This window comes from Sphingobacterium sp. InxBP1 (genome assembly GCF_026191775.1).
GTDB lineage: Bacteria > Bacteroidota > Bacteroidia > Sphingobacteriales > Sphingobacteriaceae > Sphingobacterium > Sphingobacterium thalpophilum.
In genome coordinates, this window is the sequence record NZ_JAINDX010000041.1 from 85466 (window position 1) to 109615 (window position 24150).

A 24150-nucleotide genomic window follows, 5' to 3' on the forward strand; every position below is an offset into this window, starting at 1 on the left:
TGATGTAATAGAAATATACAATTGGCGTTTATACAAGGATAGAAGACGATAAGATGATCAGAACTTTCCAAGAAAATTAAACCAAACACACATAAAAACTATGAGCAAGAAAAAAGACAATTCAAGATGGCTAAATGTGGCCATATCCTGGGGCGCGAGTATCGTCATTATTGGGGTACTGTTCAAGATCCTGCATATTGGTGGCAGCACGGCCAACTATATGATTGGAATCGGACTTGGCGTAGAAGCCTTTCTATTCTTTCTAATGGGATTCAATCCGCCACCACCCGAGCCAGACTGGTCACGTGTGTATCCCGAACTGGACGATAACTTTACCGGTGAGCTTCCAGTCCGGGGCCAAGCCATCGTCGCTCAGCCAGCCGGTCCTTCGGCTACTGCGGCATTGGACAAAATGTTTGCCGAAGCCAACATCGAGCCAGCAAGTATTGAAAATCTAGGCCGCGGATTACGTGACTTTAGTGAAAAAGTATCTGCCATCAACCGGCTCTCTGATGTCTCCTTGGCCACAGAAGAGTTTACTCAGAAACTTCGGACAGCAACCTCCAAGTTTGACCATCTGAGCATGGCCTTTGAAAAAGCCTCCGAAAACCTGGTAGCCATGTCCAACACCTCGGGGGACACCGCCAGCTACCATGACCAAGTTAGAAGCCTGACCACCAACCTGAGTCAGCTCAATGCCATGTATGAACGTGAGCTGCGCGACTCCGCTTCCCACCTGCAATCCATGAACAAATTTTACGAGAACCTCAGTTATACCATGCAAAACTTCAACGAATCGCTGGACGATTCCAAAGCATTCAAAGAAGAAGTTGGCAAGCTGGCCAAAAACCTCAACGCACTCAATGCCATCTACGGCAACATGCTCAGTGCCATGAACCAGCCGCGCATCTAATTTATTCTTGTATAACTTAATTCAACAACAATGGCATTAGGAAGAGAAACGCCAAGGCAGCGGATGATCGGCATCCTCTATCTGGTCTTGCTTGCCTTACTGGCACTCAATGTACCGGATTCGATCTTGGACGCATTCAAAAATATCAACAACAGTCTGGAGACATCCAAATCAAATGTCAACACAGCGGTACAGCAGCTGTTTACCGCATTTGAAAACAGCAAATTAAAGGAAGAGCCCGCCCGGGCAAAGCCCATCTATGAAAAAGCCAAAAAGGCACAGGCTATCATCGGTGAGCTCAATCAATATATCGCTTCCCTCAAGGAAGAGTTTGTGAAGCAAGGCGGTGGCTATGATGAGGAACGGGGCGACCTAGTCAAACGTGAAAACGAGGATATCGCTCCCAACCTGATGATCAATGAAAAGAAGGCCACTGTACTGAAAGACAAGATCAACCAAACCCGCGCCAAACTATTGGCCCTACTGACACCTGAAGAACAAAAAACGGTCTCCTTTTCACTAGAGGCCAAAGATCCCGAGAAATCGGTTAATGGGAAAAAATCCTGGGAGGAGATCAATTTTGGCAGTGGAACACCGCTGACTGCTGCTATGACTATCCTGACCAAGATTCAGACCGATGCACAGAATGCAGAGTCAGATATCGTCAAGATCATCCTCGGCAAGATGGATCAGGCCGTGGTGAATCTGGATAAGTTTGCCGCAGTAGCCGTTGCGCCAAGTTCATATCTGATACAGGGCCAGCCCTATAAGGCCGAAGTATTCCTGACGGCTTCTGATTCAAAATCCGAACCAGCGATCTCAGTCAATGGATCCGCGCTACAGGTTGTCGATGGAAAAGGCGTTTATTCTGTTGCGACCAACCGGGAAGGCATTTTTACCTGGACCGGGGTGATCCGCGTAAAACAAACTGACGGCACCTTTAAGGAATACCGTACACCGCAGCAGACTTATCAGGTAGCCCGCCCGTCGGCTGTGGTCTCACCAGACAAAATGAACGTGCTGTACATCGGCGTGAACAATCCGATTTCAGTATCTGCACCAGGGACACCTGCAGACAAAATCCGTGTCAGCATGAGTGGGGGCAGCATCTCCGGCGCCGGTGGTGGTAAGTACAATGTGCGGGTAAGTTCGCCGGGTACAGCTCGCATTACCGTATCTGCCGAAGTCGCTCCAGGCAAAACACAGACCCTGAGCTCGACAGAGTTCCGAGTCAAGCGAATCCCCGATCCGATAGCCAAGTTTGCCGGTAAGACGGGTGGCTCTATGGCTACTGTAGCGCTCAAAGCACAAAAAGCACTATTTGCCAAGCTCGACAACTTTGACTTTGACGCATCGTTTAAAGTCACCAAGTTTACCATGATCATTGCGAAGCCACGTGCTGATGCGATTGTGTTGTCCACCTCCGGCGGACAACTTAGCTCGAGCATGTCTTCGGCGCTGAATAGCATCGTACCGGGCACCCGCGTCATCTTTGACAACATTGTCGCCGTAGGTCCCGACGGTTCCCCTAGACAACTCAATGCTGTGGCGCTGACTGCCAATTAATCACGTCATCTGCTAGAAAAAATACCTGCCCGCGTCGACGCGGGCAGATATTTTTTTTAGCTCACTATCCTACCGGCAAAGCAGCATATTAGCATGCCAGACCTATCCTTCCCTATTATACAGATACACATATCCTGCATATAGAACCCAACAGTTCAGGACAGTTGTGCAAAAATTAATTTCCATTATTGCAAGGTGAGCCTTTTATAAACGTAATCTGATACAGTACAATCCCATCATCTGAGGTATCGCTGTACTACGGACTTAAAGGGTGGCACGATAACCAATTAGTTTGAAGCCGTAACGCCAATTTTCGCAGAACCTATTGTAAACATAACTATATACGCATGAATAATCGATTATTAACCAGAGCACTTCTGAAAAGCAGTATGCAATTGCTTTGTCCCTTGCTGGTACTGTCTTCTAACCTGAGTTACGCCAGCAGTCTGCCCGAGAATCCGCTGTTGCTGAGTACGAGGTTTGCCGGTATCACAGGCCGTGTACTCGATGCTGACGGCAAGCCCGTGCATGGTGCCACCATCCTCGTCAAAGGCAGCAAAGCGGGAGTTAAAACGGACGAAGAAGGGGTATTTCATATCAACCTGCCGACCGATAACCAGGTCATTATCGTCAGCTACATTGGCTATAAAGTTCAGGAAATCGATATGAGAGGAAAGACGAGTATCACGATCCGGCTGGAGCCTAATGCCAGTATTGATGAGGTCGTTGTGGTCGGTTACGGCAGCAAAAAAAGAGGGGAAGTATTGGGCGCTGTAGCCTCTGTGGATCCCAAGGAAATCCAGGATATCCCTGCGGCCAATATTGCAGCAGCCTTACGCGACCGGGTGGCCGGATTGGGCGTGAGCGAGTCCTCTGGCCGGCCGGGAGCTGCCGTTACTCTTAACGTCAGGAATGCATTCGCCTCTGACCAGGCCAAATTGCAGGGTGTGACAAACGAACCTCTATATGTTATCGACGGCATCATTTCGACTTCGGATGTCTTTGAAAACCTGGATGCGTCGATGGTTGAAAATATATCTATTCTAAAAGACGCTTCCGCGGCGATCTATGGCGCTTCGGGCGCCAAAGGGGTTATCCTTGTGACGACCAAAAGAGGGCAGGCCGGCAAGACACAACTCAGTTACAATGGCTATATCGGTATTTCAGATGCCACGGTTAAGCCCAAAATGCTATCCGCTTATCAGCATGCCAAGCTATTGAATGAAGCTTATGCCTTAAACAACGCACAGCCCAACCTCTTCTTTTCTGACGAGGACCTCGCTTACCTCCAAACTAGCCCATACAAGAGTTGGTACGATGAGCTTTGGAAATCCTCAAAGATGGAACGGCACAACCTATCTATTTCTGGTGGCAGCGAAAAAGTCACCTTTTTTGCCGGCGGCAGCTACCAAAAAGAAGACGGCAACTATGCGGGAATGAGTCAGCAGAAATACTCCTTCCGGTCAGGGTTCAATGCCGAAATTATCGATGGGCTAAAAGCTGATGTGGCCTTTAATGTCAACAATACCAAGACCAACAGCCAAAATAGCCTATCCGACGACAGGGATCAGAATTTTTACCAGACCCTGATTACCACACCACAATGGGTACCCATTCAGATCGATGGCCTTCCGGTCAACTTTTCGAATATCAATGCCAACAGCAATACCAATCCCCTGGCCATCATCAATTCGGGCTATTACCAAAAGCGCAACAACTCCAACTATAACATCAACGCATCACTGAATTATGCACCTAAGGCGTTAAAAGGCTTTAATGCACGCATTCAGGTTTCCCATTCGGGTACATCATCCAGTGGTCAGGAGTACCTACCGGCCTATACGGTATATGATTTTGTACGGACCGGCAACAACAACCTACTCTATACCAATACGGTCAATACCACATTCCGCATGGATGGCAATAAGACGAAAATTGCGCCCTCCCTGGGCAAAGGCAGCAGTTACCAAGGCAATATCGTATTGCAATATGGCAATAGCTTTGGCGAGCATAACATGAACGTGATGCTTGGGGCAGAGCAATCCGCTTCCAACGCCGAGGGCCTGTCAGCGTATTGGACCAACCAGCAGCTGCTCGACCTGGATGAGTACTGGGCATTTGATCAATCGACCTTCACCAACAACGGGCGTACGATCGAAGAAGCTGTAAAACGTTCGTTTTTTGGTCGGTTCAATTACGATTATAAGAAAAAATACCTCTTGGAGGTAGTCACCCGGCTGGATGCCTCATCCCGCTTTGCCAAGGGCAATATCTGGGGTTTATTCCCAACGGTCGCTACAGGATGGGTAGTGAGCGAAGAAAACTTCTTCAAGGACCTCAACTACATCAGCTATTTGAAGCTGCGGGCCAACTATGGCTTGGTTGGCGAGGATCGCGTGACAGCACGTCTATGGCAGGACCGCTTTAGCGTAGACCTGGTTAACACCGGCTATCTCTATGGAGAAACTCCTGTAGCGTCGCTCAATCCAACCATCATCGCCAATCCCGACATCTCCTGGGAAAAGCATCGTACCTTTAACTTCGGTCTTGAATCGCGCTGGTTTGACAACAAGCTGAGCTTCGGATTTGAGTATTATTTCCGCGATTCGTACGATGTGTTCGACAAAGGAAATGATGAAAATTTTCCCATGTATGCTGGATTTAAAGCCCCTGTGGTCAATTACCAGAAACGCAAAGGCTGGGGAACCGAGTTCTCGCTGGGTTACCAAAATACATTTTCCAATGGACTCCGCCTATCCACCAATATGAACTTTGGCTACTCAGGTAGCTATACGACGCAAACGTACTTCAATAAATTCCAGCTTTGGGATTTCTCCTATCCGGACTGGAAAGTCGAAATGGGTACAGATTCCCGCAAATACAACACGGGCAACTACGGGTTGATCTATGTGGATATGTTACGCACACAGCAGGACGTGGACAACTTCTTGGCCCAACACCCCAACTACACCATCGATGGCAAGGTACCCCAAGTCGGCTGGACAGTATATGAAGATACCAATGGTGATGGAAAAATTACAGAAAAAGACCTGACTACCATGTTTGAAAATACCGATCCTATCTTCTCTACCGGTATTACCATCGGCCTAGCCTATAAGTCCTTTTCATTGAATACCAACTTGCGTGCGGTATTTGGCGGCAAGGCTTTCTATGAGTCGCAAGCGATGACGGCCCCTACCGATAAGATTAATGTGCCGAGCTTTTGGGAAGATCACTGGTCGTTGGACAATCCAAATGGCCGCTTTCCGCGCTATGATGATGCAGCGATGATGAGAAAATGGAATTCAACATTCTGGGCCGAAGATGGGACAACCATCCGCATCAACAATATGGTATTTAACTGGTCTGTCCCCAAGAGCTTTACGGAGAGGATCAATGTACGTTCGCTCAAGCTCATGCTTTCGGGCAACAACCTATGGACGATCGTCGCACCATTTAAACATCGCGACCCTTACTCATCGTCCTTGTATAATTATCCGACGATCCGGACACTCTCCTTTGGTTTGAACTTTGGCATTTAACTCCTAACGACATGAAAAAACATTTTAAGTATATCCTAGCCTTACTATTGGCCTCCAGTACAACCTTCCTGACCCAAAGCTGTAAGGATGATTTTTTTGAACTGGTCGATCACGGGGGGCTCGACGCACGCATTTGGGATAATGAAGGGGCGATAGAATACTATCTCGCCGGAACTTATTCGATGATTATGCCTACCCATCCACATGAGGTCACTACCAATGACATGCAAATGCATTATGCCAGTGATGAAAACTATTTTTCAGGCACTAATGGACCCAGCAAAAAAGTACTGGGATTGAGCGGTGAAATTACGCTCAATGACGTCAAATATATCGCAACCAAATACCAGGGCACGAATGTGGGCGACAACCGTTATTTTGATATCGCCCGCTGCAACAACGCTATTGCCTACATTCCAGGAGGCAATTTGCCAAGCGACGTGAAGAAGAAGTTCCTGGGCCAGTTTTATACCTTGCGGGCAATGGTTTATTTTGAACTGACGCGGCTCTACGGTGGCGTTCCGCTTGTGACCGAGCCCCAAAATCCGGACAATTTAAAATTGGAGGGTCGGGCATCAGCCCGCGCCTGTTTTGGACAGATCGTGAAAGATCTGGATTCGGCCATGACCAACCTGGAAGGCGTTACTTGGGACGATGCCACTGGGCGCGGTAAAATCACCAAAGCCGCGGCGGCAGCACTCAAAGCCAAAGCGCTGCTTTATTGGGCTAGTCCGCAGTTTAACCCAACGGACAATGCTGCGCATCCCTATGAAGCCAAACGTTGGGAGACCGCACTGCAAGCGAGCAAAGAAGCATATGACCTCTGTATTGCGGCAGGCCATGCCCTGATGCCGAATTACGCCGAAATTTTCCTGAAAGAAGGAATTGCCAACACCGAGGCGGTGGTGGTGCGCTCCTATTCGGCAACCTCACCTAAGCGGTATACCATTGTGGAGCGTGCTTCGCGCCCAGCGTCAGAGGGCGGGTCGCCGGCAGATTACTATGTGCCCACCACCCTTCTGCTCAACGCCTATCGTATGAAAGACGGTACTCCCGCCAATAGCAGCAATCCCCTATATGACGACGCGCTGTTCTGGAAAAACCGGGACCCCCGCTTCAAAAACACGATTGTGTACAATGGATCCGAATGGCCGTTGAGCGGTAAAAACGGACGCCGCCAATGGAATTACAGCAATGCCGCTAATGAAACATCGATCAAGTCGTTTTATTGCAAAAAGTTTGTGAATCCAGCGCTTTCAGCCGCTGCCGTTGGCATCGCCAATGATATGGGCGGCAATGGCATGGATTGGATTGAAATCCGTTTTGCCGAGGTGATCATGGATTATGCCGAATCAGCTAACGAAACCGGCAACCTGTCGCTGGCCAAAGAGCTTGTGCGCAGCATCCGCCAGCGGGCAGGCATCGAACAGGGCAGCTATGATTATGGGCTCGCCTTGGCGACCAACAAAGAGCAGATGCGTGATCTGCTGATGAACGAGCGGCAGATCGAATTTGCCTTTGAAGGTAAGCGCTACCATGATCTGCGCCGTACACGACGCATGCATAGGCTGGAAGGAACGATACAGACCTACCTGTTCGAAACGAAATCAAATACCGAAAAAACAAAGTTGGAAACAGCAAACGAAGCTGGCGTACTCCATCGAGAAATGCTGGATATGAATAATCGGGACACGGTGCTCGCCTATTTTAAATATCCTTACAACCTGCGCACAGAAAGCTCCAACGGCGCTTTTGCCTTCCGTGAGTATTATTATTTCTACCCCCTTCCCAACACTTTTATGAACTCATCGCCTTTGCTGGAGCAGACCATCGGTTATGAAGGCGGTACATTTGACCCATTAAATAACTAATTATGAAGCGTTCTGATTTAAACTATAGGATCTCAAATTATTTACAGATGAAAGCCAATGGGGTATTTCTGCTCCTGATGCTCGGCATTTTATTTTCCTGTAAACGCGAAGGGGACAATATTTTCAACCTATTTGAAGATGTATCGGTGACCCTTCATGTAGAAAACGATTTCAATATCGGCACGTATAAGGATGTTGCCGTCGGTGATTCCATCTATGTCGACTTTACCATCAATTCCAAATCCAAAGACATGCATCAGGTTTGGATCTTCTACAATGGTGCCGGGGCAGCGGCCCTAAAGATCCCGTTGGGAGAATCCGAAAAACGAAGCTTCCGGTATGTATATAAACTCCGCGCCGATAAAGTAGGTGAAGCCACCTTTCGGATCATGGCCGTGGACAGGGAGGGCGTCTTTATGGGCGATGGTTATACTTCCGTTACCTATAATGTACGATCTGATTATGTGCACCTCATCAACCGCAATCTTTATATGCCGGATAGTGTAGACCGGAGCAGCGCCTGTTTTATAGACTTGATGGAAGGCAAAACCTATACCTATGCCGAGGCCAAACGCCATCCGGAAAAAATAGATTTGGGAATGTACCGGACATATACCGTTGAAGCCAATGGAAATGTTACCTACAAATATAACATCTATTCATTACAGGCCAGTCCGATTCCGTTCGGTGCATTTGACTTTACAGAACTTGCAGGCAAGGGCCGAACGACCTACTTTTCAAGTCTTCAAAACAATCAGGCTAGCGCATTCCTAAATACATTGACCTCGGGAGCAGTCATTCAGAGCAATGCAGTATCACGTAAGACCGGTAATCTCAAACTGGAGGATCTCAAAGTGGGCAGCCTATTTTATTTCAAAACTGCAGACGACAAATATGGTGCTGTGATTGTCAATGCCCTAAGCGGTTTTGACAACAACCGCTATCTCAATCTCAGTATCAAAAGGCAAAATTAAACAAGATCCCTTTTTCCCTCAATAATCAGGGGTACCAGTATATTGTTGGTACCCCTCTCCTTTTACTTTGTTTGCCGGCCAACAGGACTATCAGCTTACCCTTGACTGGCTTGATCCAGCAGCCTGATGTCCTCCTGATCCAATTCCAGGTCGGGAGCTGCAAATAAGGTTCGCAACTGACTTTCACTGGTCGCACTGACGATGGGGGCAGTCACCAGTGGATTCGCCAATAGCCAGGCCAACGCGACCGTCGCCTGTTTAGCCCTATGTTTCTCAGCCACAGTATCCAGGGCCCCCAAGACAGCCTTTCCCTTTTCATCAAAATACTTTTTGACCCCACCACCTCTGGTCGTCTTTTCGAAATCAGCTTCAGCTCGGTATTTACCAGTTAGAAAACCTGCCGCCAACGACCAGTATGGGAAGACACTTAAATCGTATTTCTCAACCAGCGGGGCATAGTCTTGTTCAAAACCCGCGCGTTCGACTAGGTTATAATGTGGCTGCAAGGCCACATACCTGGGTAGCCCATTGTTTTCAGCCAGTTCAAAACTCTCGACGAGGCGCTGCGGAGAGACATTGGAGGCGGCGATGTACCGTACCTTACCGGCTTTGATCAGCTCATCATATGCCGACAGCGTTTCCTCCACAGGCGTCACTTTATCATCAAAATGTGTATAGTATAGATCAATATGGTCTACGCCTAACCGCTGCAAGGATTCGTCCGCCGACTGCAGGATATGCTTCTTAGAAATATCAAAACCGTGTTCCTTGGTTTCCGAGCCCACCTTCGTCGCAATCACCACATCATGACGGTTTCCCCGGCTTTTGAGCCATTTTCCAATGATCTCTTCAGACTGTCCGCCACGGCCATTCACCCACCAGGAGTATGTATCGGCAGTATCGATAAAGTTAAATCCAGCGCCTACGAATGTATCCAGGATATCGAAAGATTGCTGTTCATCTAATGTCCATCCAAACACATTACCACCGAAATTGATCGGCGCAATCTGCAAGTCCGTGTGATTTATCTGTCGTTTTTTCATATATAACTATTTATTCGTTTACGTGTATTTTTATGGTATTCAACTAGGCTTTTCATCTATTTCTTGCGCGTTATAGATCTTGCCAATCCTGCCGCCTGTACGCTATCTAAAGTTACGATATTCGGATCGATGCCCGCTAAATTCACACCACATAAAATTGTCAAATAATAAGGAAACGCCTGATTATTTTGACGCTAAAAAGAAAATTATTATCTTTAGTTAGTATCTATCATAACCTAGATAAACCATTAATTATACAATTTAAGAAATGCAGGAAGAGATCATTAAGCATGCTTTTTCTAAAGTCAACGAATTTTATAAAAAACACCAGCGGACGCCTGTGCGCCGTGAAATGGAAGATGTCAATACGATTGCGCGTCGTTATTTTGGAACGTGGAATCAGTTTATCACAGCGGCAGGATTAAAGCCCAACAGCAGGAGCAAAGCCGAGATTACAGACGAACTCATGGACATGGTAAAGGACTTTTATGACGCCAACGGGCGTATTCCGATGCGGCGCGAGTTTACACCAAGGATGGGCACCATCGTCAATTATTTTGGAAGCTGGAACAAGTTTATTGCCGCTGCCGGTTTTGATCCCAATGATCGCCGGATCACTTCCAAAGGCCGCTTAAAAAATTCACTGGTCAAGTTTTATCTCAAACACCGGCGTTCGCCGACCATTGCCGATTGCGTTAAAACCAAAGGCCTTTATAACTTCAGGTCATATTTCACTCACTTCAAAGTCAATACCTGGGCAGATGTGCTGGAATACGCCGGCCTGACCCCATATTTTCGGATCACGACAATGACGGAAGCCGAGGCCAAGGAAAAGGTAGTCAAACTAATTAAAAAACACCGGATCAAACATTATAAAGATTACATGCGGCTCAAGCCCGATGACTACCCCTCGACTTGGTATCTCAAAAAAAAGTTTGGCTGGAACAATCTTTGTTATTTGGCAGGGACTAAAGTCCCGGTCAGTGGGTTCAGTATTCAGGATCATTATCTCAGTCTGGCCAAGTCTCTGGGTAGGGCTCCCTCCACCAAGGAACTCGAAGCGAAGATGAAGATCAGCAGCAGTGGCATGAAATGGAAAACAGGAATGCCCCTCAACCAATTTCTACTGACCATCGGGCAGCAGCCTGCGCATAAGACGCCCAAACGCTGCAAGCTCAGCAAAAAGGAGCTGGCCGAGCTGTACAAAACCAAAAGTATTGCACATGGATTCGAAAATGGGATGCCGCGCAGCAAATTGCTGGAGTTGACCGGATATAGTAGAGAAGTGTACGAGAAACGGTTTTTCTCGATGAATGGCCTGCGTCTGGTCTGTGGATTTAAATTAAATACCTTGGGGAGCAAGCAGTATACGGAAGAACAACTTCGGGATATATTGAAACGACCGCAATATGTCCGGCAGCGTTAGCGCCACTGCTGAGGTCAAATTCAACAGAAATAGACGAGGGTCAAAGAGCTCTATTTTAAGAAAAAATATTATCTTTACATGAACACCCGCCTATTTTGCTTTATTATAAACCAAATTCATGAACAATGACATTGATAGTAAAGGATTTCAAAAAAAGGTTTACAAAAAAAAACGAGCTTTCAAAAGCAGTATCCCTCCGCATCCTTGAGATTTTACAGTTAACAAAACTTTCTCTTCAGGAGTTTGCGCCGATAGCTGGGATCAATATCCGGTCGCTCCATGGCTATTTTAAGGGAACTACGCCCATCACGCTGGAATCAATTCTGAAAATCTGCACAATCCTGGCAATTGATCTGACTACATTCTGCGATTTTAATCATGAGTTAAGCGATCAAGTGGAATTGTCTGCCATCAGCCGGGCCGCAGAGAAAGAAAGACGCAAGCAGGCTGCCGCTCTTAAAAAAAATAACCAGAGCGTTGCAGCGCAAGAGAAATTTGAGAAAAGCAAAAAAGACCGCGACCAGATCCGCCTCATTGTACATCATACGGATTACTTTCTCCGTCCCCGCACCTTATTCCAAATGGCCATAGATTTTGCCCGGCAATACGGCCTTTGTGCTTCACCAGAACGAATTCAGGTGATGCTGCAGCGCTACGTGGGAGATGGGTTGATTAAGCGGCACCAGACACCTTGGGACTATGGTGTCGGTGTAGGCAGACCAAAACGGACCTGGGTCTATTTCCAGGATGAAGAGGATTTGCTCGCTAATCCTGAGAAACTTTCAGGCTACCATTGGTTCCGTAACAGCGTCGTCGCTTAAGACAACGCTAACAAGCAACGCATGTCTCAGGAGAATCTCCCCTCAGTAGCTACACTGTGTCTATCTGATAACCCTCTTGTGTCCGCCCTCCCAGTACACTTTTCTAATTACCCATAGGAGACGTCATGCAAGCAGCTTCCGATCGATCGATTATAAAATCGAAAAGAAAACTTGTGTATTTTAAAAAAATTCCAACGAATTAAGGCAATATTAAAAATTATTATATCTTTGCATTTAACAAAAATTTAACATTTACATTTTGTTTTTGTTCACCTAACTATTGGGCCTTTTTTTAGCTCTCGAAATGAAAAACAGTAAACGAAATCTATAATATGGTATATGCCGTATCATGTGCTAAGACCTATTGAATTATTAAACATCAACTATTATATATGAAACACAAATTACTCAATTGTGTGCTCATGGCCACTGCCATGTCTACCTCCACCTTGTATGCACAAGAAATCCGGGTGACAGGTAAAGTGACGACAGATCAGGGCGTGAGCATCCCCAATGTCACTGTTTTGGTAAAAAATGGCAACAAAGCAACCCAGACCGATTTGTATGGAAATTTCTCGTTGAGCGTCAAATCGGATGACGTTTTGCAATTCCGTTCCATTGGTTACGCAGACAAATCTGTAGCCGTCAACGGTGCAAAAGTCCTGACCGTAAAACTTGATGCCAGTTCCACAGGCCTCGAAGAAGTCGTCGTAACGGCCTACGGCAAGCAAAACAAAGAGGCCATCGTTGGCGCAGTATCCAGTATCACAGCCAAAGACATTGAAAAACGCCCGGTCAGCTCGGTGACCTCGGTCTTGGAAGGTTCTGCTCCAGGCATTATGGTCAACAACTCTTACGGCGAACCCGGCTCATCTCCGAGCATACGGATACGTGGGTTTTCGAGTATTAATGGCAACGCGTCCCCAACCATTGTGTTGGATGGGGTCCAATTTGAGGGAAATATCTCCGATATCAATCCGGCAGATATCGAATCCGTTTCTGTATTGAAGGATGCAACATCGACAGCACTCTACGGTAATAGGGGATCCAATGGTGTTATCGTTATCACCACCAAAAAGGGATCTGCGGGATCCACTGAGCTTAGCTTTCAAGCCAATCAGGGCTTGTTTACCCGAGGCACTCCGGAATATGACCGCTTAGACGCCAAGCAATTTATGGAGGTCGCTTGGCAAGGGCTGCGTAACCAATACCTCTGGGCTCCAAACAACAAATTGACTGTTGAGCAAGCGAATGCAGAGGCGACCAAGAATCTAATCCCAACGGTTCTGAAGCTTAATATATTCGATTTACCAAACGAACAGCTTTTTGATGCGAACGGTAGATTGTCGCCTGATGCCAAGATCAAAGGCACCTATGCTGAGGACTTGGATTGGTTTAAACCAGTTATTAGAAATGGTTACCGTAGAGACTACAACCTCAATGGTCGTGGCGGCAGTGAAAAAGGTAATTATATGTTTTCTGTGGGCTATCTCGGGGAGGATGGCTATATCAAAACTTCTGACTTCGACCGTCTTTCTGGCCGCATCAGTGCCAATATCACCCCTAAATCATGGATTACCTCCGGATTCTCTGTCAACGCCAGTCACCAAAATAGCAACAATACCACAGGTTCAGGATCTGGCTTTACGAACCCATGGGGATTTGCCCGTACCATCGCTCCCATCTATCCTGTACACCTGCATGACGCAGAAACCGGAGAGTATGTCTTAGATAACGATAAAAATAAAATCTACGACAACGGTGAAACAACCCGTAATCAGAACGTAGGCCGTCATTATATCTGGGAAAATGAGCTTAACTTAAACAAGGGCATCCGCAATACCCTCAATAGCCAGGCGTATATCAATATCAAATTTTTAAAAAATTTCGATTTCAAGGTTATCGGTGATATCAACATCCGCAACAGTGTCTCCAATTCCTATAACAACGCCATCATTGGTGATGGAGCAGGCAACAACGGCCGGGCATCACGTACGATATATAACTATAAAAACTATACGTTTCAACAACAGTTGACCTATACCAATACATTTCACGACAAACACAATGTAGATGTATTTGTTGGACACGAAAATTACAACAATTGGTACAACTACCTCTATGGGTATAAGACCAAAGAAACCTTTGCTGGCAAACCCGAGCTAATCAATTTTTCTGAGATCACTACATTGACGGATTATCAGAAGGAGAAAGCTTATGAATCCTATTTATCACGCGTACGTTACAATTATGCGGAGAAATACTACATCGAAGGGTCCTTCCGTACCGATGGTTCGTCACAAGTGTCGCCCGACTATCGTTGGGACAAGTTTTGGTCTGCGGGTGCTACATGGATGCTTTCCAAAGAGGACTTCATCAAAGATATCCAATGGATCAATAGCTTAAAATTTAGAGCAGCAACGGGCGTAGTCGGTAACTTGGCGAGTCTTGGCGAATACGATTACATGGATTTATATGCCATCGGACAAAACAATAACGCGGCAGCTTTATACCGCAGTAACATTGGAAACGAGGCGCTCAAATGGGAAGGCAGCCAGTCTACATCGTTTGCCTTAGAAGGACGATTATTCAAACGGCTGAATTTTACGGTCGAATATTTTGATAAGACATCAAAAGACCTCATCTTCAATGTTAACCTTCCATTATCCGTTGGCCCTGTGGACAACACGATCAGCAACGCCATTGTCAAACGCAATATCGGTCAATTGTATAACAGAGGGATGGAGTTCACGTTCGATGTGGACCTAATCAAAAATGCAGACCTAAAATGGAACTTTGGGGCCAACGCCACGATCCTGAAAAACAAGATCACCAAAATGCCAGCAGAGTATAAAGAGACGGGATTATTGGCCTCTCCATTTAATTACAAGGAAGGACACAACGTGTATGATTATTACCTGTACCAATACGCTGGGGTGGATATGATGACAGGTCAGGCACTGTATTATGCCGATACTGAAAAATATGATCCTACTTCCACTACAGGGGCATGGGCACCGTTTCAGGTCGAAGTCAATGGCAAAATGTATACCCGCAACGCGTCCTATGCTATCCGGGACTGGAGTGGAAGCGCCATTCCAAAACTGATGGGAAGTTTTAATACCTCCATCAACTACAAGAATTTCAACTTGTCCACGTTGTTTACGTATTCAATTGGCGGGAAGGGATTCGATTATTCTTATGCGAGCTTAATGGGACTGGGCAGTACGCCTTCGGCCGTACATGCCGACCTCGCGAACGCATGGAAAGAAGCGCCCGAGGGCATGACATTGACCTCAGCCGACCGTATAAATCCAAATGCTGTGCCACAGGTCAATTTTGCCAACAGCCAATACAATGTAAGCACAGTCTCCAACAGATTTATCGTAAACAGTTCGTATCTGTCCATGAAAAACATTTCTTTAAGCTACAATCTTCCAAAAAGCTTACTCGCTGCTATTGACCTGCGTCGTGCCAATGTGGTGTTTTCGGCCGAAAACCTGTTTACCCTGACATCTTTGAAGGGATACAATCCGCAACAATCATTCAACGGCACAAGCGACAACCAGTTTGTTCAATATAGAGTTTATTCGTTTGGTATTAACATAGGATTATAAGATAATGAAAAATATAGTTAAAATCGGGGTTTTGATGTCCGCCCTATTCTTCCTATTCGGATGTAAAAAAGACACATTAGAGAAATATCCAACCGATGAGGTCCCACCAAATACAGTTTTTGAATCGGTTGAGAACGCGCAGATGGCTGTTAACGGCCTGTCCAGACTCATGAAAAGACAATATTTGTCTTCCCAAGGGTTCAATGGCGAAGGTACCATAAAAATGTATTATGGTAATTATGCGGGAAATCATTTTTCCATTCCAATGACAGGATGGAGTTCGGTCGTCAATTTTGAGTATTTCTCAAATCCACAGAGTACCTATACTTTTTACCCTTGGTACTACTATTACACGATTATTGCCAACGCCAACGCGATTATTGACAATATCGACAATACACCTGGTGTTCAGACCGAAAAGGATTTTATCAAAGCACAGGCGTTGACCTTTAGAGCGTATTCCTATATGATGCTGGCGCAGCTGTACGGCGACCGTTGGTCAAGCTCCAACAACGGCAGTACCACAGCCGTTATCTTACGCACAAAACTTGGATTTGACGATCTTCCCCTATCGACCCTGGGACAGACCTATGACCTTATCTATAGCGATTTAAATACCGCCATTCAATTGTATGAAAGCAGCAAGTCTGAGCGCAATGCAGCGAATAACTATGAAGTCAACAAAGATGTGGCATACGCTGTTTTCGCCCGTGCAGCACTCAATAAGGAAGATTATGTCAACGCGGAAAAATATGCTATCCTTGCACGCGCTAATTATCCGCTCATGTCTACCAACGAGTATAAGTCAGGCTTCTCAACACCAAATAAAGAGTGGATCTGGTCAGTATATGACAACGATCAGGAGACCATTTACTTCTATTCGTTTTTAGCCTACATGGCTTACAATTCCACGGCCTCGGTAGTCAGGACATACCCGCGTTCGATCAGCAAAGATTTGTACAACCAGATACCGGCGACTGATATCCGTAAAGGACTATTTTTAGACCCTGTAACTACTGGCCTTAAGTTCAACGGTACGACCGGGCAGGGAGACGCCGCCGGATTAAGCTATATTCGTGGGATCTATAAAGATATACCCGCTAATGCAACTGCGTACGCTTATATGCAATTTAAATTTAATGCGACCGGCATGCCCGGTGTTGGACAGGTCAATAATTTCAGATCTTCGGAGATGGTATTGATTGAAGCTGAAGCCAAATATAAACAAGGCAAAAGCGCTGCCTCGGTTCAGGCATTGCTCAACGAATTGACCAGGACTTCAGGCAGAGACCCTCAATATAACTGTACTAAAACTGGTGCAGATCTTTTCAACGAAATCAAACTTTACCGGGCCATTGAGCTGTGGGGCGAAGGATTCGATTTCTTTGACATGAAGCGTTGGGGAGACGGCATTTCGCGCAAAACATTCAGCGAAGGTGGTAATTTTCAGGGTGTACTCGGCGCAAAAATCAAACCGACAGACAACAACAACTGGAAAATTGTTACCCCAGCAAAAGAAACCGACTTCAATACTTTGCTGGACTAAAGAATTCCAGCATTCCTAACTTTCCCAGCGGGAAGACAGCACGAAGGGACCTCCAAAATGGATGGTCCCTTTTTTCTGGCGCAAACTCCCAAGTCACAAATTTATAGCCCGTCAGGAGACAGCTGACGCGCATTTTTTCTGAAACTCGCTCGGCGTCAGCCCAAACGCCGTCTTGAAGCAGGTGGCAAAGTAGCGCGGGTCCGTAAAACCGGTTTCATAGGCTACCTCACTTACGGTGATCGACCGGTCTTTTTCCATCAGCTGGCAAGCATGTTTTAAGCGTATATTTTTAATAAATTCACTGGGGGATATATCCAGCAGTACCTTTGTTTTGCGATACAATGTGGATTTGGACAAGCCGAGTAGGTCTCCCAGCTTCAGCACATCAAATTGATCATCCGCCAGATGCTCTTCGATGGCCGCGACCATTTTTTGTATAAAGCGCTCGTCTGCCGGTGTGTAATCCAGAGCTGCAATATTGATCTGTGTATTGCTGTGGAAATTCAACTGTTTACACCGCTTGTTGATAATAAAACTCTGAATCTTCGCTTCCAGGACCTTGACATCAAAAGGTTTGCTGATGTAGCCATCCGCTCCCGCCTGATAGCACTCGATACGGTCCTCCAAACTACTTTTGGCCGTGAGCAACAGCACCGGAATATGATTATATTCAGTATTCGATTTGATGGCCTTGCAAAAACTCAGTCCATCCATTTCAGGCATCATGATATCGCTTACCACAATGTCGATCTCCTGTTGTTGAATTTTCTCAAGCCCCTCTTGTCCATTCACGGCAAGGTGAACCTGATAGTTCCTGGATAGGATATTACACATCGTGTTCCTCAGTTCTTCATTATCTTCTACCAAAAGCAGCTGCAGCCGGTTTTCGCCCAAACAGCCTGCTGATGCGGACTGAACTGCCTCTGCTGTTTCAACAGGATGCTCCTGCAAAGTATTGGAAAACGATTCGTCAATAATATGAATATCCCTTTCCACATAGTAACTTCTGTTTACCGGGATGACAACCTGAAAGATGCTGCCCTGCTGCAGTACGCTCTCGACCTCGATACGGCCACCATGCATATCAATGAGCTGCTTGCTGACCGACAGTCCAATACCGTTGCTTTCGGGATGGGCCGCCGAACTGTTGGCGTAAAATGGTGTAAATATCTTAGTCAGCTCGGCAGGATGTATGCCTTCACCGCTGTCGCGGACATAGATATGTAGAAATTCACCGTCCACTCTGGACACTACATAGTAAGACAACGTGACTTTGCCTCCAGCCATGGTATACTTAAATGCATTGGAAAGTAGGTTAAACAGCACCTTGTCAATTTTATCCTCATCATAGAAGACTATCTCCGGGCACTCACCATGCAATATTTCAAACTGAATATTCTTTTTCTTGGCCAGCGGCGCAAAATGCGATTTTGCAAGCCGGTCTATAAAGGATGGGAAATGCGCATGGCTGACCTGTAGTTTGATCGTATTATGTTCTATTTTCCGAAAATCGAGGATCTGCTGGAGCAGGCGCTTGAGGCGGCTCAAATTGAGGCGCATGCTGTCAAATTGTTCGAGGTTGTTTTTGGTCGTCATCTGCACATCGTCCACCAGGCAGGAGATGATGGTCAATGGAGTCAGCAGATCATGGGATACATTGGTGAAATAGCTTAGCTTGGACTGTGCCAGTTCGTCCGCTTTTTCTTTCTCGATCTGAGCCACTTTGAGATCGCTACGCAACTTGATCCGGTTGAAAGAATAACTCATAAAAACGAATGCCAGGCCGCCCAGCAAGAGGACATAACAGACATAGGCCAGGTTGCTTTCATAAAACGCAGGCGTCTTGCTGATCTCCATCACGGTAATCGCCTCGTCCCATTGGTTATTCAGGTCCGTAGCCTTGACCAGAAAACGATAACTGCCTTTGCCTAGATTATTGTAGGTCGCAAATAGACGGTCTCGGGGCGCCATGATCCAGTCCTCATCAACCCCTTCCAGCTTGTAGGCGTACCGGATTTTGTCATGCTGGGTGAAGGGCAATGTAGAAAACGCGATTTCAATGTTCTGGTCATTCGGACTTAGGGTCAGCTGCTCCAAACCTGTCCTGAATTTTCCAGTTTTGCCAGTCAGAATAAGCGATTTATTGTTGACCTTGATATCGGTAATGAGCACCTTCTCCTTAAAATTGGCGACCAGACTATTTTCGTCGAGACGGACCACACCATTGTATCCTCCAAAGAAGACCGCCTGCTGCTGCTTATCCACGGCAAATGCACGCTTAGCAAACATGCTCACCTGTAGGCTATCCGACGCTGCAAATTCATTGATCTGTTTGTTCAGTGGGTCGATCTTGTACAGATTACGGGTCGTGGACAGCCAAGTATGATGCGGTAAGCAGACAATATCGAGCAGCTGATTTTTGCCAAACAAAGTGGTATTGGCGACTTCTTCCGCCTTACCGGATGCAGGCTGGTAGCGTAGCAGTCTATTGCTTTTGGTGCCGATCCAGAGATTACCGAACCGGTCGATATCCATTGTTTCGATCTGGTCAGTCTTCAGTACCGGAGTTTCCTTCCCGATGTGCAGGAGCACAGACTGAGGCTGATGCCGCTGCAGGTAATATAAGCCACTGCTTTTGGTAGCGACCCACAGACCATTTTTGTGGTCTTCCGCTATACTGACAGGCTGATCCACGATACTGCTTACCCGCTCCAGAGTGGTGGACTGGGATTTTCTGAGCAGGAGTCCCCTGTTGGTTGCAATCCAGACCTGCTGGTCGCTGTCTTTATAGAAAAAAGAAGGAATACCTTCGGGAGAAAACTGTTGCAGATCGATCTTATGGGACAATTTGAGGCCAGGATGCGCGCGTTTAAAAACATTGATCGAAGCTTCATAAGCCGAACCTACCCACAGCTGGTCATCAACATCAATGGCGGAGGTCACCGCCCGTATCGAGATGAGGTCCTTAAAGTCCGAATTGCTATAGGTACTGAGCTCTCTGCCATCGGACTGGAGGCTGCCGAATCCCAGCCGCTCCAGATTGAACCACAGTACCCCCTTTGGATCACAGTACAGCATATTGATATTGGGAGCAATACTATACTGCTCTTTGATCTGACGGAAGGCATAATTCCGGAAAACCGGCTTGTTAAAACTCAGCATGGACATGCCCTTGCCGCCTATTGCCAACCACAACGTCCCATTTCGGTCCGCATAAATATCATTAAAGATATTGGTCGTCTGATCAAAATAGGCAGAAAGATCGACTTCCTGCAATTGCGTCCCCTGATAACGCAATGTAGTAATCCCCGAAAACGACAGGACCCATATGTAATGCCGATGCGGATCCTGGATGATATTGTAAAACAAATCTTCCTTATCCACATGCCGTCGTCTGTTTTTTATTACGATTTCGCGGTACGGGTTTTCAGCCCTGTGCGGATCAAAGAGGTACAGGCCGTCCCCCCAGGTGCAGATCCAAAGCTGTCCCCTGTTGTCCTGCATAAGCTTATAGGGCGCATTCCGTTGGCCGAGCTTCGGATAAGATATGAGCTGTTTGCTACCCGGAGCCAGCTGAAAAAGTCCCAGCCCCCATACACCGATCCAGATATTTTGCTGTTTATCCTCAAATAGGGCATTGACGGTATGCGCCCGCATATTCCGGTTCAGGATATTGGCCAATTGCCGTTCTGTCAAGGGATTTAAGTGCTTATCGTAGATGAATAGCCCGTCATCAGTACCAACCCATAACCGCTGTAGCCGATCGACCAACAAGGTATTGATGCGCACATTTTCCAACCTTTTATCTTGAAGCGGCGCCAGCGTATACTTCCGCTTGTCAAGCAGATAAACGCCCTTTTCGCTCCCCAGCACCAGGTAGTGCCCATAGGCTGCCAGTGCCCGGATATTCTGGTCGGTTGCCACCTTGCCATCGGCGTTTCGCAGTTTAAAGTTTAGGATGTTGTAGGCGTCAAAACGGCTGAGCCCCTGTGTGGAAGCAAACCAGATATACCCCTCATCATCTTGGATGGTCTGATTGATAGTCAAGGAAGGGAGTTCGTAATTTTTGGCCATTGGATCGAGCGCGATATGCTGCCCGTAAAGAGGCCCTGCTGCCCAAGTATACAGGCAGAGCGAAATGATCATTTGCATAAAACGTACCATAATCCCGAGGCTTAATGTGCTGGCTGAATCAATTGGTTATCACTCATGCTAAAGTTAGAGAATGTTTTGAAAAGTATAAATGTTTATTTTACATTTATGTTTCTCAATCGAACTTAAACGGTTTTTTAACTCGTTGAGCGTGGAAATGATCTTATTTTAGCTGATGATTAAGCTGATTTTAAACATCAGTTGCCCGCGTTTACTGTAGTTTTGTTATACTCAAATGAGATGACAAACAATTTTAAATCTGATATCATGCGTAGCTATTTTATTCTATGTTTAATCCTTATCACACAGCTGTCTTTTGGGCAACAATCCCAGAAGCAGGCAGTCCTCGACCAGCTCAACCGGGTCAACAGCTACTGGCAATCCCATCATAAGCCACAAGTTTGGGCATTTTGGGACCAGGCTGCTTATCATACCGGCAACATGGAGCTATATAAAATCCAGCCCTCAAAAAAGTATTTACGCTATTCCGAAGACTGGGCCCAGCATAATGGATGGGAAGGCGCAAAATCCGACGATAAGGCAAACTGGAAGTATACCTATGGCGAGACGGATGACCACGTCCTTTTCGGTGACTGGCAGATCTGTTTCCAGGTCTATATCGACCTTTACCAACTTTCGCCCCAACCCCATAAGATCGCCAGGGCAAAGGAAGTCATGAATTATCAGATCCACACGGCCAACAACGATTATTGGTGGTGGGCAGACGGCCTGTATATGGTCATGCCTGTGATGACCAGGATGTACAAACTGACACATGACCCACTGTATCTGGACAAACTGTTTACCTATATGCAGTATGCAGACAGCATCATGTACGACGAGGAGGAGAAATTATATTACCGCGATGCCAAATATGTATATCCCAAACACAAAACCACTCAGGCGAAAAAAGATTTCTGGGCACGGGGCGACGGCTGGGTATTTGCTGCGCTGGCCCGGGTCATGGAGGACCTGACTCCAGACTCACCCCATTACAGCCACTATAAAACCCGCTTCGAAGAAATGGCAGCCGCGATTGTTGCGTGCCAGCAGCCCGAAGGCTACTGGACACGCAGCATGCTGGATCCCCAGCATGCGCCCGGCAGGGAAACCAGTGGGACCGCGTTTTTTACCTATGGCCTGCTGTGGGGGATCAATCACGGACTGCTGGCAGCACCGCAATATCGGGATGCGGCACTGTTGGGCTGGCGCTACCTTAGCCAAACCGCGGTGCAGCCCGATGGACGTGTCGGCTATATACAGCCGATTGGCGAGAAGGCCATCCCAGGGCAGGTCGTCGACGCCCGTTCCACCGCTCCTTTTGGAGTGGGGGCCTTTCTGCTGGCCGGCACGCAAATGTACCGTTATCTGGATCGACAATAAACCTTTAGACGATGATCAAGCAGTTGCTATTTATCGCATCTATCCTGTTGCTGAGCAGCACAGGTTATGCGCAGGGAAAGAAAAAACAAACAATCGATCCTGAGCAAACAGCCCGGGAGTTTTGGCTGCAGCAGATGGACCGCATGGTGCGACCTGTACTCCATAGCCTGGCGCAGGATAGCCTGCGCATCCAGATGCCGCAGATCACGGCAGCACAGGTAGACAACAGGGAGCACCGCATCAAGGTACAATACGTCGAAGTATTGGGCCGCGTGCTCGCTGGTATTAGCCCCTGGCTGGCGCTGGAAGGTGGATCTGACGCAGAGATCGCACTGCGCAGGCAGTACCGCAAGTGGACATTGGCCGGACTGAAAAACGCCTTGGACAGCAATGCCCGTGATTTTATGCGTTTTGACGTCGGCGGACAGCAGCTGGTCGATGCCGCTTTCATATCGCTGGCCTTTGTGCGCAGCCCCTGGCTCTGGCAGCAGCTCGATGAGGTTTCGAGACAGCGTCTCGTCGCCTCCATACGCAGCACTCGTCAATTCCGGCCCGTATACTCCAACTGGTTGCTCTTTTCGGCCATGAACGAAGCTTTCCTGGCCCGATACAGCACAGAATGGGATGTGATGCGCGTGGACTACGCCCTACAGCAGCTCGAACTTTGGTACGTGGGCGATGGCATGTATAAAGACGGCCCACATTACGCCTTTGACTATTACAATAGCTATGTTATTCATCCTTTCCTGGCCGGTATCATGGATGTCATTCAGGGCAAGACCAAGAGCTATGATTCCATGTTTGCCAAAATCAGGCAGCGTAATGCGCGCTACGCGATCATTCAGGAGCGGCTAATCAATGCGGATGGCAGTTTTCCGCCTTCTGGCCGCTCACTGATCTATCGCGCCGGAGCCTTCCATCATCTGGCCGATATAGCCCTCAAACAACGGCTTCCCCAAGAACTGGCACCAGGACAAGTACGCGCGGCCTTATCAGCCGTATTGAAAAAGACAACAGAAAGCCCCGACACTTACCGTAAGGGTTGGCTGACACTCGGGCTATACGGTGATCAGCCGGGGCTGACCGATTTTTACAACAACCAGGGCAGCCCTTATTTATGTACCATGATATTTTTGCCGCTAGGACTCCCTTCCGATGCGCCTTTTTGGGCGACCGAGGCACAGGACTGGAGCGCCAAGCGTATCTGGTCAGGCCGAGACTGGACGAAAGACCATAGCCAGGCGATTCCATAAAAAGAAAAAACCAACTCCATGCACCAGGTATGGGGCAAAAAAA

General features: G+C 47.2%; 13 protein-coding genes. 11 read left to right on the forward strand and 2 right to left on the reverse strand.

Annotation, left to right across the window (positions count from 1 at the left end):
• Nucleotides 1-100 precede the first annotated feature (100 nt).
• The 5 genes from gldL (at nt 101) to K7A41_RS06200 (ending at nt 8866) form a co-directional block, all read left to right on the forward strand.
• Nucleotides 101-913, forward strand: coding sequence for a gliding motility protein GldL (gene gldL / locus K7A41_RS06180; protein WP_265712988.1), 813 nt, complete (start codon nt 101-103; stop codon nt 911-913).
• Between the two features lie 30 nt (nt 914-943).
• Nucleotides 944-2479, forward strand: a complete 1536-nt coding sequence (gene gldM, locus K7A41_RS06185; RefSeq protein ID WP_265712989.1) for a gliding motility protein GldM — start codon at nt 944-946, stop codon at nt 2477-2479.
• Between the two features lie 347 nt (nt 2480-2826).
• Nucleotides 2827-6021, forward strand: a complete 3195-nt coding sequence (locus K7A41_RS06190; RefSeq protein WP_265712990.1) for a SusC/RagA family TonB-linked outer membrane protein — start codon at nt 2827-2829, stop codon at nt 6019-6021.
• An 11-nt stretch (nt 6022-6032) separates the two neighbouring features.
• Nucleotides 6033-7892 carry a RagB/SusD family nutrient uptake outer membrane protein gene (locus K7A41_RS06195; RefSeq protein ID WP_265712991.1) on the forward strand — a complete coding sequence of 620 codons (1860 nt, stop codon included), beginning with the start codon at nt 6033-6035 and terminating at the stop codon, nt 7890-7892.
• 2 nt (nt 7893-7894) lie between these two features.
• Complete coding sequence (locus K7A41_RS06200) at nt 7895-8866, forward strand: hypothetical protein (protein WP_265712992.1); 972 nt, start codon at nt 7895-7897, stop codon at nt 8864-8866.
• 95 nt (nt 8867-8961) lie between these two features.
• On the opposite strand, the gene K7A41_RS06205 is transcribed toward K7A41_RS06200, so the two are convergent.
• A complete protein-coding gene (locus K7A41_RS06205) occupies nt 8962-9909 on the reverse strand; it encodes an aldo/keto reductase (protein WP_265712993.1) in 948 nt (315 codons plus the stop codon).
• Between the two features lie 268 nt (nt 9910-10177).
• Between K7A41_RS06205 and K7A41_RS06210 the strand changes: the two genes are divergently transcribed.
• The 4 genes from K7A41_RS06210 to K7A41_RS06225 all read left to right on the forward strand — a co-directional run bounded on the left by K7A41_RS06210 (nt 10178) and on the right by K7A41_RS06225 (nt 17319).
• On the forward strand, nt 10178-11335 hold the full coding sequence (locus tag K7A41_RS06210; protein WP_265712994.1) for a homing endonuclease associated repeat-containing protein: 1158 nt from the start codon (nt 10178-10180) through the stop codon (nt 11333-11335).
• Nucleotides 11336-11460: 125 nt separating this feature from the next.
• Nucleotides 11461-12156 carry a helix-turn-helix domain-containing protein gene (locus K7A41_RS06215; protein WP_265712995.1) on the forward strand — a complete coding sequence of 232 codons (696 nt, stop codon included), beginning with the start codon at nt 11461-11463 and terminating at the stop codon, nt 12154-12156.
• A gap of 392 nt (nt 12157-12548) precedes the next feature.
• Entirely contained in the window at nt 12549-15773 is a 3225-nt protein-coding gene (locus tag K7A41_RS06220; RefSeq protein WP_265712996.1) for a SusC/RagA family TonB-linked outer membrane protein, read from the forward strand.
• A gap of 4 nt (nt 15774-15777) precedes the next feature.
• Nucleotides 15778-17319 carry a RagB/SusD family nutrient uptake outer membrane protein gene (locus K7A41_RS06225; RefSeq protein ID WP_265712997.1) on the forward strand — a complete coding sequence of 514 codons (1542 nt, stop codon included), beginning with the start codon at nt 15778-15780 and terminating at the stop codon, nt 17317-17319.
• 111 nt (nt 17320-17430) lie between these two features.
• Here the strand turns inward: K7A41_RS06225 and K7A41_RS06230 are convergent, their stop codons facing one another.
• Nucleotides 17431-21483, reverse strand: a complete 4053-nt coding sequence (locus tag K7A41_RS06230; protein ID WP_265712998.1) for a response regulator — start codon at nt 21481-21483, stop codon at nt 17431-17433.
• A gap of 255 nt (nt 21484-21738) precedes the next feature.
• On the opposite strand from K7A41_RS06230, the gene K7A41_RS06235 reads away from it, so the two are divergent.
• Together K7A41_RS06235 and K7A41_RS06240 are read left to right on the forward strand one after the other, a co-directional pair.
• Nucleotides 21739-22854: a glycoside hydrolase family 88 protein gene (locus K7A41_RS06235; RefSeq protein ID WP_265712999.1), complete on the forward strand. Its 1116-nt coding sequence runs from the start codon at nt 21739-21741 to the stop codon at nt 22852-22854.
• 11 nt (nt 22855-22865) lie between these two features.
• Nucleotides 22866-24107, forward strand: a complete 1242-nt coding sequence (locus K7A41_RS06240; protein WP_265713000.1) for a DUF2264 domain-containing protein — start codon at nt 22866-22868, stop codon at nt 24105-24107.
• The last annotated feature ends 43 nt before the right edge of the window (nt 24108-24150 follow it).